Annotated in this window: 14 protein-coding genes; 10 read left to right on the top strand and 4 right to left on the bottom strand. The window is 65.2% G+C overall.

The genetic code is table 11. The features are described 5' to 3' along the window. The first annotated feature begins 32 nt into the window (after positions 1-32). On the top strand, positions 33-779 hold the full coding sequence (locus NAO55_RS04645) for a TIGR00266 family protein (RefSeq protein ID WP_102840089.1): 747 nt from the start codon (positions 33-35) through the stop codon (positions 777-779). Positions 780-843: 64 nt separating this feature from the next. Further along, on the top strand, positions 844-1,167 hold the full coding sequence (locus tag NAO55_RS04640) for a PA3694 family proteiin (RefSeq protein WP_102840090.1): 324 nt from the start codon (positions 844-846) through the stop codon (positions 1,165-1,167). A gap of 68 nt (positions 1,168-1,235) precedes the next feature. Here the strand turns inward: NAO55_RS04640 and lptF are convergent, their stop codons facing one another. The 3 genes from lptF to NAO55_RS04625 form a co-directional block, all read right to left on the bottom strand. Next, the gene (lptF, locus tag NAO55_RS04635) at positions 1,236-2,018 is read right to left on the bottom strand and encodes a lipotoxin F family OmpA-related lipoprotein LptF (protein WP_063539979.1); all 783 of its coding nucleotides are present in this window, start codon (positions 2,016-2,018) and stop codon (positions 1,236-1,238) included. Between the two features lie 50 nt (positions 2,019-2,068). Then, on the bottom strand, positions 2,069-2,461 hold the full coding sequence (locus tag NAO55_RS04630) for a DUF4398 domain-containing protein (RefSeq protein ID WP_063539978.1): 393 nt from the start codon (positions 2,459-2,461) through the stop codon (positions 2,069-2,071). A gap of 270 nt (positions 2,462-2,731) precedes the next feature. Further along, positions 2,732-3,073, bottom strand: a complete 342-nt coding sequence (locus NAO55_RS04625; RefSeq protein ID WP_063539977.1) for a hypothetical protein — start codon at positions 3,071-3,073, stop codon at positions 2,732-2,734. Positions 3,074-3,314: 241 nt separating this feature from the next. Between NAO55_RS04625 and ppc the strand changes: the two genes are divergently transcribed. From ppc to NAO55_RS04590, 7 genes are all read left to right on the top strand, one after another. After that, entirely contained in the window at positions 3,315-5,954 is a 2,640-nt protein-coding gene (gene ppc / locus NAO55_RS04620) for a phosphoenolpyruvate carboxylase (RefSeq protein ID WP_102840091.1), read from the top strand. Positions 5,955-6,197: 243 nt separating this feature from the next. Beyond that, positions 6,198-6,845: an adenylate kinase gene (gene adk, locus NAO55_RS04615; protein WP_102840092.1), complete on the top strand. Its 648-nt coding sequence runs from the start codon at positions 6,198-6,200 to the stop codon at positions 6,843-6,845. Positions 6,846-6,977: 132 nt separating this feature from the next. After that, on the top strand, positions 6,978-7,655 hold the full coding sequence (gene tsaB / locus NAO55_RS04610) for a tRNA (adenosine(37)-N6)-threonylcarbamoyltransferase complex dimerization subunit type 1 TsaB (protein WP_102840093.1): 678 nt from the start codon (positions 6,978-6,980) through the stop codon (positions 7,653-7,655). A gap of 64 nt (positions 7,656-7,719) precedes the next feature. After that, complete coding sequence (locus NAO55_RS04605; protein WP_102840401.1) at positions 7,720-8,064, top strand: hypothetical protein; 345 nt, start codon at positions 7,720-7,722, stop codon at positions 8,062-8,064. An 11-nt stretch (positions 8,065-8,075) separates the two neighbouring features. Further along, a complete protein-coding gene (locus tag NAO55_RS04600) occupies positions 8,076-8,933 on the top strand; it encodes a DUF72 domain-containing protein (protein WP_256070073.1) in 858 nt (285 codons plus the stop codon). A gap of 67 nt (positions 8,934-9,000) precedes the next feature. Further along, entirely contained in the window at positions 9,001-9,693 is a 693-nt protein-coding gene (locus NAO55_RS04595; protein WP_102840095.1) for an extensin-like domain-containing protein, read from the top strand. Between the two features lie 71 nt (positions 9,694-9,764). Next, a complete protein-coding gene (locus NAO55_RS04590) occupies positions 9,765-10,541 on the top strand; it encodes a class I SAM-dependent methyltransferase (protein WP_063539970.1) in 777 nt (258 codons plus the stop codon). A gap of 27 nt (positions 10,542-10,568) precedes the next feature. Here the strand turns inward: NAO55_RS04590 and NAO55_RS04585 are convergent, their stop codons facing one another. After that, positions 10,569-11,204: a TetR/AcrR family transcriptional regulator gene (locus NAO55_RS04585; RefSeq protein WP_102840096.1), complete on the bottom strand. Its 636-nt coding sequence runs from the start codon at positions 11,202-11,204 to the stop codon at positions 10,569-10,571. Positions 11,205-11,298: 94 nt separating this feature from the next. On the opposite strand from NAO55_RS04585, the gene NAO55_RS04580 reads away from it, so the two are divergent. Then, a complete protein-coding gene (locus NAO55_RS04580; protein ID WP_102840402.1) occupies positions 11,299-12,399 on the top strand; it encodes an efflux RND transporter periplasmic adaptor subunit in 1,101 nt (366 codons plus the stop codon). The last annotated feature ends 3 nt before the right edge of the window (positions 12,400-12,402 follow it).

Raw genomic sequence — 12,402 nt, 5'->3', positions numbered from 1 at the left:
CCGCGCTGCAATCACAGGACCAGGAGCTCGCCGTGACCAGTCACGAACTCGAATACGAAATCCTCGGACAATCCGCGCAGAGCGTGGAGATCATCCTCGACCCCGGCGAGACGGTGATCGCCGAGGCCGGCGCGATGAACTACATGACCGACGGCGTGCGCTTCGAAGCACGCATGGGCGATGGCTCGGCGAGCGGTGTGCTCGGCAAGCTGTGGGGCATGGGCAAGCGGATGATCACCGGCGAGTCGCTGTTCCTCACCCATTTCACCAATGAAGGCAAAGGCAAGTCGCGTGTGGCCTTCGCGGCGCCTTATCCCGGTACGGTGGTGCCGGTGGACCTCGCCGCGGTAGGCGGCACGCTGATCTGCCAGAAGGATTCCTTCCTCTGTGCGGCTTTCGGCACGCGGATCGGTGTGAGCTTCAGCAAGCGCATCGGTGCCGGCTTCTTTGGCGGCGAAGGTTTCGTCCTGCAGCGTCTGGATGGCGATGGGCTGGCCTTCGTGCACGCCGGCGGAACGGTAATCCGCAAGGAACTGAACAACGAAACCCTGCGCCTGGACACTGGGTGCCTGGTGGCCTTCACGCCCGGTATCGATTACGACATCCAGCTCGCCGGTGGACTCAAGAGCATGTTGTTCGGTGGCGAAGGGCTGCTGCTGACAACCCTGAAGGGCACCGGTAGCGTCTGGATCCAGAGCCTGCCGTTCTCGCGGCTGGCCGAACGGGTCTACGAGGCGACCTACCAGGCCCGCGGCGAAACCGGTGCCGGTGGAAAATGAGGCGACTCGCAGCGCGCCAGATTTGTCACAATCCGCTTTTGACTTTGTCCTGCCGAGATCATCCATGTCCGAACGTAATCTGATCCCCTATATCCTCACCGCCGTCGGCACCGTCATCGGGACGGTCGGGGTGCTCAGCTACTACGGCTACGTGCATGTCGCCAAGCCCGAGGATGCCTTGTTGCTGGCGGACTTCACCATGCTCAAGACCATACCGGGCGAGGATTATCGGGTATCGCTGAAGCCGGCGTCGCAGGTGGCTCAGTGCATTGATGGTGTGCTGGTGCTGTTCGATACCGAGCAGAAGGGCTTGACCGGCGTGCTGGTGGACAACAGGAAGCGGGCAGTGCGCTGCATGGGTCAGGACGCGCCGCAGGAGAGCAAATAGAACAGCCCGTCAGGGCGACGGGCTGCAACAGGGACTGGGCATCAGTGCGCGATGCCCATGCTTCACGGTCACTCCATCGACGAGCGCGGAGCGACGCGCTTGTTGTCGTTGGAGATGGTCACCTCGACGCGGCGATTCATCGCGCGGCTGGACGGCGAGTCGTTGCTCGCAACCGGGTACTGCTCGCCATAGCCCACCGCCTGGATGCGCTGTGGGTCGACGCCCGCGTGGGTCAATGCGCGGCGCACGGATTGGGCGCGGCGCTCGGACAGCTGCTGGTTGTAAGAGTCGGAGCCGGTGCTGTCGGTATAACCCTCGACCACCACCTTGCGCTCCGGATTCTCGTTCAGGAACTCAGCAAGCTTCTGGATGCCGCGCATACCGGCGGGTTTCAGTTCGGCCTTGTCCAGGTCGAACAGCACGTCACCGAAGGTCACCAGCGTGCCGCGTTCGGTCTGTTTGGCCTGCATGTCTTCCTGCAGCTTGCGAATCTGCGCCTCGCGCGCTTCCAGGCGCGCCTCGGCGCGCTGTGCCGAAGTCTTGCCCAGCTCCTCTTCAGCGCTGCGCAGGGCAATGGTCTGTTCGGCCAGCTCGATGCGGCGCTTGGTCAGGTAGGCCAGCTGGTCCACCGTCTCCTCGTCCGCATCGTTCAGATAGGCCTTGTTGGCCTTGTCCAGCATGGTGCCGGCATCCTGGGTCTCCAGCGCGGCCAGCTTGTTGGCACGCGAGTCGGCCTGCAGCGCGGAGTAGCTGCTGCGGGCTTCTTCGAGGTTCTGATTGGGCTGGTTGGCGCAGGCCACCAGGCCAATGCTCAGAGCCAGAAGAGTCGGTAGGGTTACGAGCTTGTGCATGACGAATTCATCCTTTGTGCAATAAACGGAATGTCGAACCTGATGCGGGTTCAGCGAACGCTGCGCATGCTTTCCTCGCGCAGCTCACGGATTCCCTGCTGTGCGTCCTCAACGGCCTTCTGCGCCTTGGCCGCTTCTGCCTTGCGCTCGGCAACGCGGGCATCCCATTCGGCCTGTTCGGCCAGCTTGCGGGCTTGTTCGTAGTTTTCCTTCTGCATGGCCAGCTCGGCCTCTTTCCATTTTTCCTGCGCGGCACGCATCTCCACGGCGGCGTACTCGGTGCCGCCCGCGCTGACCGCGCTGCGCACTGCCGATTCGGTCACTGCGAACTGCTCGGTCGGTGGGTTGCCCGCACAGGCCGTCAGCAGCAGGCCGCCCAATGCAATGGCTGCAAGCTTGGGTAGCTGGAATCTCGAAGCGTGGGTTGCGACAGCTTTGTTCATGGTCAGTCTCCAGTTCGAATTGCTTAACGGATAGCTACCGTCCCTGGCCGGGCAGTGGGCTGATTAGTGCACTACCGATGTCGGGACATATTTTTGTGAGGTCACACGGCGCCAAACGTTCCGTCGAATTGGCGGGCTAGAGCGGTCGTCAGCGAAACGGCAAGGGGGTGAAGTGTGTAGCGAGGGCGGAGCCGCGCGGGATTCCGCGCAGCAGAGGGGAGTGCGGCCGCCGGCGCTGCGCGCTCGCGGCCGCTAGCAGCGACCGATGACTCAGCTGTCTGCGTCTGGCTCGTCGAGCATGCGCTTGAGGTGCTTGCGCGACAGCTCGAGAAAGCGCGGAGTGGGGCCCACGTCTTCATAGACCGGGTCGCCCTGTTCGTCGGTGGCGATCACATGCGTGCCGCGCACATAGGGCAGGCTGGTTTCGACCGCTTCGAGGGCGGCGCCAACCAGTTCGCCGAGCAGCGCCTCGGTGCTGCGCTTGGGATACATCTCGGCCAAGGCGGCCAGCCGTGCTGCGCTCTCGACATCCAGGGGGATGCTGTAGGTGGTATGGCTCATGCGGCCCTTGGCGTCGCGCTCCCAATGACTGACAAGCTCGGAAATTCTCATGGTTACTCCTTATGCCCGCGCGCACGAGCGGTGATGACCGGACTTGCATGCCCACGCGCGCTAGCCATTGATGCCTTGTCATGGCGCTGCGCGGTGGGCACTCTGGTTGGAGATAATTTCAGCGTAGCCGTTCAGGATCGTTTGCCCAGCGAAGCGTCTGATGCATAGCGGCGAATCGGTCGTGCAAGACTGGCGAGGCTCGCGAAACTCATTGGCCGTATTGGCGGGAGGAGCAAAGGTCATGGCGAAAATCATCGATGCGCGCCTGCGCGACAACGTGCATCTGCTCGGCGAGCTGCTCGGCAATACCATCCGTGCCCAGCACGGCGATCAGTTCTTCGACAAGATCGAGCGCATTCGCAAGGGGGCCAAGGCTGCCCGGCGAGGATCGGCCGAGGGCGCGCAGCAGCTGGCAGAGACGCTGGACAGCCTGGACGAGCACGAGCTGCTGCCAATGACCCGGGCGTTCAACCAGTTTCTCAACCTGGCCAATATCGCCGAGCAGTATCACCAGGTCCGTCGCCGTACAGCCAGTGAGCCTGCGCCGTTCGAGGCGAGCGTCTTCCCCGATCTGCTCGAACGCCTGAAGGCGGCCGGCCACGGCGACGAGTTTCTCGCCCGCCAGGTCAGCCGGCTGGATATCGAGCTGGTGCTGACAGCCCACCCGACCGAGGTATCGCGGCGCACCCTGATCCAGAAGTACGACGCCATCGCTGAGCAACTGGCGGCACGCGACCACACCGATCTCTCGGCCGCCGAGCTGGCCCGGATCGAGCTGCAGCTGCAGCGTCTGGTCGCCGAGGTGTGGCACACCGAGGAAATCCGTCGCAACCGGCCGACGCCGGTGGAAGAGGCCAGGTGGGGCTTTGCGGCGATCGAGAACTCGTTGTGGAAGGCCGTACCCAATGTCCTGCGCCAGACCGATGCCACGCTGCGCCGACTGACCGGCCTGCACCTGCCGCTGGAGGCAGCACCGATTCGCTTCGCTTCCTGGATGGGCGGCGACCGCGACGGCAATCCCAATGTCACCGCAATGGTCTCCCGCGAAGTTCTGCTGACGGCACGCTGGGTCGCCGCCGACCTGTACCTGCGGGAGATCGAGGGGCTGATCACGGCGCTGTCGATGAGCGCGGCCAGTGACGAGCTGCTACGCCAGACGGGGGAGTCGCCGGAACCCTACCGCGTATTGCTCAAGCCGCTGCGTCAGCGCTTGCGGGCGACCCGTGACTGGGCGCGGGCCGCCATCGAGCACGGCCAGCCAGCGCCGGCAGACGTGCTGCAGGATTGTGCGCAGCTGCGGCGACCGCTGGAACTGTGCTACCGCTCGCTGCATGCCTGCGGCATGGGCATGATCGCCGACGGCGCCTTGCTCGATTGCCTGCGTCGGCTTGCTGTGTTCGGCCTGTTCCTGGTGCGCCTGGATATCCGCCAGGATGCCGCTCGCCATGCCGCTGCGCTGGCCGAGATCACCGACTATCTGGGCCTGGGCGACTACCAGCAGTGGGACGAGCAGCGTCGGCTGGAGTGGCTTCAGCAGGAGTTGGGCAACCGCCGCCCATTGTTGCCGGCCCACTATCACCCGTCAGCCGATACCGCCGAAGTGCTGGCTACCTGCGCGGTGATCGCCGAGGCGCCTGCCACTTCTCTGGGCTCCTATGTGATTTCCATGGCGCATGCGGCCTCCGACGTGCTCGCCGTGCAGCTTTTGCTCAAGGAGGCGGGCCTGCAGCGTCCGATGCGCGTGGTGCCGCTGTTCGAAACCCTGGATGACCTGAACAACGCCGCGCCGATCATCGACCGTCTGCTGTCTCTGCCCGGCTACCGTCAGCGCCTGCACGGACCGCAGGAAGTGATGATCGGCTACTCCGATTCGGCTAAGGATGCCGGCACCACGGCGGCGGCCTGGGCTCAGTACCGCGCTCAGGAGCAGCTGGTGGACGTCTGTCGCGAGCACGGCGTGGAGCTGTTGTTGTTCCACGGCCGTGGCGGCACCGTCGGGCGTGGTGGCGGCCCGGCGCATGCAGCGATCCTTTCGCAACCGCCGGGATCGGTCGACGGGCGGTTCCGTACGACCGAGCAGGGCGAAATGATTCGCTTCAAGTTCGGGCTTCCGGATATCGCCGAGCAGAATCTGAATCTGTACCTCGCCGCCGTGCTGGAAGCGACGCTTCTGCCGCCACCGTTGCCTGAAGCCGGTTGGCGGGAAACCATGGATCGCCTGGCCGAGGATGGGGTCAGCGCCTACCGCGGCGTAGTACGTGAACATCCACTGTTCGTCGAGTATTTCCGCCAGGCCACGCCTGAGCTTGAGCTGGGCCGCCTGCCGTTGGGCAGCCGCCCAGCCAAGCGCCGCGAAGGCGGCGTGGAGAGCCTGCGGGCGATCCCCTGGATCTTCGCCTGGACCCAGACCCGGCTGATGCTGCCGGCCTGGCTGGGCTGGGAGCACGCCCTGCATCGTGCGTTGGAGCGCGGCGAGGCGGAAAGGCTGGCCGAGATGCGCGCGCGCTGGCCGTTCTTCAGTACACGCATCGACATGCTGGAGATGGTGCTGGCCAAGGCCGACGCCGACATTGCTCGGCGCTACGATGAGCGGCTGGTGCAACCTGAGCTGCTTTCGCTGGGCGGCGATCTGCGTGACCGATTGTCGCAGGTCATCGGTGCGGTGCTGAGCCTGACCGGCCAGTCAGATCTGCTCGATCACAGCCCCAAGACCCAGGAGGCGTTCAGTCTGCGCAACACTTACCTAGATCCGCTGCACCTGATGCAGATCGAGTTGCTGGCACGTTCGCGAAATTGCCAGAGCCCGGCCGAGAGCCCTTTGGAGCAAGCCTTGCTGGTCAGCGTGGCGGGTATCGCCGCTGGGCTGCGCAACACCGGCTAGGGTGTCCGGCGAGCGGATCGGCGGGCATACAGCTACCCTGACAGCCCGGTCGCCCGGCTACCAATTCCGCGATTTATGCAGGGTGATAGACGCTTTGGGGACGGCTTGTGCCGTCCCGGTGCGCTGTGTATCGTGTTCAACCTTTTGCCGCATGGCGGCAAACCAGAATTTTTGATTCGACAGCGACGAGCCGCACCGGCCCGCTGGCGATCGCCCCCTTCCAAGAAAATCGAGGACTCATCCATGCGTGTGATTCTGCTGGGAGCGCCCGGTGCCGGCAAAGGTACCCAGGCAGGCTTCATTACCAAAAAATTCGGTATTCCGCAGATCTCCACGGGCGACATGCTGCGTGCGGCTGTCAAGGCCGGCACCGAACTCGGCCTCAAGGCCAAGAACGTGATGGATGCTGGCGGTCTGGTGTCCGATGACCTGATCATCAACCTGGTCAAGGAGCGCATCGCTCAGCCCGATTGCGCCAATGGTTTTCTCTTCGACGGTTTCCCACGCACCATTCCGCAGGCCGAAGCGCTGAAGGAAGCCGGTGTGCGCATCGACAACGTGATCGAAATCGCCGTGGACGATGAAGAGATCGTTGGCCGTATCGCCGGTCGTCGTGTGCATCCGGCCTCCGGTCGCGTCTATCACACCGAGCACAATCCGCCGAAGGTTGCCGGCAAGGACGATGAGACCGGCGAAGAGCTGATCCAGCGCGAAGACGACAAGGAAGAGACCGTGCGTCATCGCCTGTCCGTCTACCATGCGCAGACCAAGCCGCTGGTGGACTTCTACCAGAGCCTGGCTGCCGCCGAAGGCACGCCGAAGTACAGCCGTATCGAAGGTGTCGGTTCCGTGGACGAGATCACCGCCAAGGTGTTCGCCGCTCTTAGCTGATCGCGCCGAGCGACACGCTTCGATCAATGCCCGTATCCTTGGATGCGGGCATTTTCGTTTCTGGCTGGGCACCGCAACCCGGCGCTTGAATGCGTTAGAATCTGCGCCTTTTTTACCGATCGGAATGCCCTGATGACCACGCTGCTGGCCCTGGATACCGCCACCGAAGCCTGCTCAGTCGCGCTGTTGCATGACGGCGAGGTGCTGAGTCACTACGAGGTGATTCCGCGCCTGCATGCCCAGCGGCTGTTGCCGATGGTGCAGACGCTTCTCGGCGAGGCGGGTGTCGGGCTATCCGCCGTCGATGCCATCGCCTTCGGGCGCGGACCGGGCGCCTTCACGGGCGTGCGCATCGCCATCGGCGTGGTACAGGGGCTGGCGTTCGCTCTGCAGCGCCCGGTGCTGCCGGTGTCCACGCTGGCAACCATCGCGCAGCGGGCCTGGCGCGAACAGGGCGCGACTCAGGTCGCCGCGGCCATCGACGCACGCATGGACGAGGTCTACTGGGGCTGTTACCGCGAGCAGAGCGGGGAGATGCGGCTGGTCGGCAGCGAGGCCGTGTTGCCACCGGAGCAGGCCGTTCTGCCGCGCGCTGCGGACGGCGACTGGTTCGGCGCCGGCACTGGCTGGGGCTATGCCGAGCGCATACCGGTGGCGGTGCAGGGCTGCGACGCCGCCCTGTTGCCCCACGCCGAAGACCTGCTGCGCCTGGCTGCGTTTGCCTGGCAGCGTGGCGAGGCGCTGGAGGCCGATCAGGCCCAGCCGGTGTACCTGCGCGACAACGTCGCGACGCCGAAAGGGATCAAATGACGCGAGCCGTTGCCAAAGCCATGGCCGCCCGTTAGAGTCGCCGGGCCTCTGATCGAGTCCAATGATGCGCGTCGATAGCTTCCTCCCCGTCCCCTATGCAACGGATCGTTCTGCCCGTACCGGCAGGGCGGCGGATAGCTATGGGGAAACGCAGCGGGCCGCACAGGCTCAGCGCGGTGTCGATTCGCGCACCGGACAGGGCTATCAGCCGCAGGCCGATCGCCCGCAGCAGCGGGTCAATTCCAGCGCGCTGGTCGAGCGCTACGCCGCCTTCCGCTATGACGAGCCGCAACCCGAGCGGCCGCTTTCCAGCCGTGTCGCGCAGGCCTTGGCCAGCTATACCAGCACCGCCAGCATGCCCGTGGATCTCGACGGCACCGAGGTGCTCGGGCTCGACCTTTACGCCTGAGGCGCTTTCTTCTGCCGCAGTTTCCCTATTTTCTCGGTTGCCCTTCCTGGAACGAGAGCGCCTGGCTCGGCTCGCTCTACGCGCCGGGCACCCTGCCGTCCGCGTTCCTGGCCGAGTACTGCGCGGTGTTCAACACGGTCGAAGGCAATACCACGCTCTATGCCTGGCCATCGGACGACAAGGTCCAGCGCTGGGCCAGCCAGATGCCGGACGATTTTCGCTTCTGCGCCAAGTTTCCCCGGGAGATCAGCCAGGCCGAGAATCTGCATGCAGCGCTGGATACGGCGCACTCCTTCCGGCGCCTGTTGCAGCCGCTGGGGCGGCGGGTAACGCCATTCTGGCTGCAGCTGCCGGCCAGCGTCGGTCCGGCTCGGCTGGCGGAGCTGGTCGCCTTCATCGAAGGCTTCGCGGCGCCGCTGGCCATCGAGGTGCGCCATCCGGCCTTCTTCGACAGGGGTGAGGGCGAGCGAGCACTCAATCGTCTGCTGCGCGATCGCGGCGTGGAGCGCATCTGTCTCGACAGTCGGGCGCTGTTCAGCTGCCAATCCCGTGATCCGGCGGTGCTGCATGCGCAGAGCAAGAAGCCACGTTTGCCGGTGCGGCCGGCGGCGTTCAGCGATTCGCCGCAGCTGCGCTTCGTGGGGCATCCGCAGCTGGAAGCCAACGATGCCTTTCTCGCACCCTGGCTGGACAAGGTGGCGGGCTGGATCGAGGCGGGCAAGACGCCGCACGTCTATCTGCATACGCCGGACAATCACCGCGCGCCGCAGCTGGCGATGCGCTTTCATCAGCTGTTGAGCGAGCGTCTGCCTGGTATGCCAGCGCTTTCCACGATTCGCCCGGCACCGCAGCTTTCGCTGCTGGACTGAGCGTCGGATCGACCAGTTTTGTAAAACACTGCGCTCAACTTCACCGCTGAGTCGTTGCCCATAAGGTATGACCTTCGGCCGATTCTTCCTCCTTTTGTTGACGCTGCTGGCCGGCTTCGTGCTGGCGGTGCAGCAGCAGCTGATCGATATCCCGCCGCGCTGGAATCCCTGGGCGCCGCTGGATATTCGCGAGCCGCCGAACCTGCTGGCCTCGCTCAAGCTAAGGCGCCTGCAGCAGGATCGCTCACTCTGCGAACAGGCGCTGGCCACGGCACCGCTGCGTTACGCCGCCGTGCCGAACAGCACGCCAGAGCCGGGCTGCCCGGTGCAGAACAGTGTGCGGGTGCAGGGTTCGGACGTGCGTTTCAACGGCCCGTTTCTGGCCACCTGTCCACTGGCGGCCGCCTATGCGATGTTCGAGATGCACGGCCTGCAACCGGCCGCGCAGGCTGTGTTCGGCCAGCCGGTGGTGCGTATCGATCATTTCGGCAGCTTTGCCTGCCGCAACATCGCCCGCAGCAATCGCCGTAGCCAGCATGCCAGTGCCAATGCGCTGGATCTGGCCGGCTTTCATCTGCAGGACGGCACGCGTATCACGGTGGCGCGGGACTGGCAGGGCGAGGGCGACAAGGCGCGCTTCCTGCGCCAGGTACGGGATGCGGCCTGCAAGGCGTTCAACGTGACGCTGGGGCCGGAATACAACGCGGCCCATCACGATCACTTCCATGTGGATATGGGCGGTTTCGGCATGTGCCGTTAGGTGTGCTAGCCCGGACGTCCGCAGGCCTGCTCTGGCACAATGCGCCGCTTTGAATCGTCCTCGGGTGCCCCATGTCCGCAAGCAATCCTCTGGTTCGGGTCGAGCCGCTCGCGCCGTCATTCGCCGCAGTCGCTGGCCAATGGGCGCAGCGCCTCGGTTTGCCGCAGGAGCTGGCCGAGGCCGAGTTCGCGCTGCAGGTGGGCGAGGCCGGTCTGCAGCTGCAGCTGCTCGAGGCACAGGCGCCGGGGCCGGTGCGGGTGGATTTCGTGGAGGGTGCGGCGGCGCACCGGCGGCAGTTCGGTGGTGGCAGCGGACAGATGATCGCCAAGGCAGTGGGCATTCAGCCCGGTATCCGACCGCGGGTGCTGGATGCTACCGCCGGGTTGGGGCGCGATGCCTTCGTGCTGGCAACGCTGGGTTGCGAGGTCAGTCTGATTGAACGCCAGCCGTTGATCGCTGCGCTGCTGGAGGATGGTCTGAGCCGCGCGGCTGCGGATGCGGACGTGGCCATCATCGCTGCGCGGATGAGGCTGCTCAAGGGTAACGCCATCGAATTGATGCAGCACTGGCAGGGCGAGCCGCCGCAGGTCGTCTACCTCGACCCGATGTTCCCGCACCGTGACAAAAGTGCACTGGTGAAGAAAGAGATGCGCCTGTTCCGGCCCTTCGTCGGCGACGACCTGGACGCGCCGGCGTTGCTTGCCGCCGCGCTGGAGCTGGCCAGTCACCGGGTGGTGGTCAAGCGCCCGCGCAAGGCGCCGGCCATTGATGGCGCCAAGCCCGGCTACAGTCTGGAAGGCAAGTCCAGCCGCTACGACATCTACCCGAAGAAGAAGCTGCAGGCCTGACTCCGGGCAGACGACGCTGCGCCGGGCTTAGCCGCGGTAGGCGCGCAGAAAGACGCCCACCGCATCCTTCACGTGCTGATCGCTTTCCGCCTGGATCGGTGCTTCGGCATAGCCAACCAGCAGGCGAAAGTGTTGCGCGCCCTTGATCAGTGAACAGTAATGCTCGGCTGCACGCAGCGGATCGTCGATGCGTAGCAGGCCGAGCGCGTCGGCCTGGCCGAACAGCTGTTGCAGATCCAGCAGCAGCTGCTGCGGACCGGCATCGAAGAACATCTTCACCAGCCCCGGATTCTGCGTCGCCATCGCCACCATCACTCGATGCAGACCGATGGACTCGGGGCTGTTGACCAGTTCATTGAAGGCGCCGCCGATCGCCAGCAGCACCTTCTCGATGTCGCAATCGGCCTCCAACTGAAACAGCCGCCTGGGCAGGCGCGTTTCGCAGGTGGTCTTCACGGCGGCGCTGAAGAGCGCCTCCTTGTCCTTGAAGTGGCTGTACAGCGTGAGCTTGGAAACCCCGGCTTCGCTGGCGATGGCTTCCATGCTGCTGCCCTCGTAACCGTTGCCGAGGAACAGCACCTGCGCAGCGGCGAGAATCGCCTCGCGCTTGGCAGGGTCCTTCGGGCGGCCGGGACCGGGGGATGGAGAATGACTTTCGATCATGGGCGTTTTAATAGTGGACTGGCTGGTACGCTATTTTTACTATACCGCGCAGTATAAGTATTCCAATCCGCTTCGCGACAGAGAGACCTTCATCGTGTTCCGACATGTCCTGTCCTTCGCTTCCGTGCTTGGTTTAGCGCTCACTCTGACCGCTTGTGGCAATGGTGAGCCGCCAGAGCAGCTACCGCGGCCGGTCATGGTCGTGCATCCGCAACCGGCCAGCGAGGCGCGCGAAAGCTATCCCGGCGAAGTGCACGCGCGCTACGAGCCGGAGCTGGCGTTCCGTATCGGCGGCAAGGTCGTCGAGCGGCTGGTGGAGGCCGGCGATCGGGTGCGCAAGGACCAACCGCTGGCGCGCCTCGACCCGCAGGACGTGCGCCTGCAGCTGGACGGCATGCGCGCCCAGGTCGCCGCCGCGGAAGCCAACCTGCGGGTGGCCAAGGCGGAATACGATCGCTATCAGGCGCTGCTCGGCCGCCAGCTGGTCAGCCAGTCGCAATTCGACAATGCGGACAACGCCTACCGCGCCGCGGCGGCCCGTCTGCAACAGGCGCGGGCCGAGTTCGACGTGGCCAGCAACCAGGTCGACTACGCGGTACTGCGCGCCACCAGCGACGGCTTGATCGCGCAGCGCCGGGTCGAGGTAGGGCAGGTGGTCGCTGCGGGGCAGACCGCGTTCGTACTGGCAGCGGATGGCGAGCGGGAAGTGGCCATCGATCTGCCGGAGCAATCGCTGGAGCGCTACCGGGTTGGCCAGGAAGTCGAGGTCGAACTCTGGTCGCAACCGGGGCGCCACTATCTCGGCAAGATCCGCGAACTCTCGCCAGCCGCCGATGCGCAGTCGCGGACCTATTCCGCGCGCGTCGCCTTCATCGAACAGGAGGTGCCGGCCGAGCTGGGACAGAGCGCGCTGGTGAGCATCCGCCGCGACGATGATGTCGCGCTGGCCGTACCGCTCTCCGCGCTCAGCGCCGAACAGGGCAGGGCACACGTCTGGCGACTAAAGCCCGACTCCACCGTGGAGCGTGTCGAGGTACGCACCGGACCATTCGGAGAGCGGCTGGTGCCGGTGCTCGACGGCCTCGCTGCCGATGACTGGATCGTGCTGGCCGGGGTGCAGATGCTCAGCGACAACCAGCCGGTGCGGCCGGTCGATCGCCACAACCGCCCCGTCGAGCTGGCTGCCCAGGAGTAACGC

This window comes from Stutzerimonas frequens (assembly GCF_024448335.1).
Lineage (GTDB): Bacteria > Pseudomonadota > Gammaproteobacteria > Pseudomonadales > Pseudomonadaceae > Stutzerimonas > Stutzerimonas frequens.
Note: the sequence above shows the minus strand (reverse complement) of the source record. Positions and strands in the feature narration are given on the sequence as shown.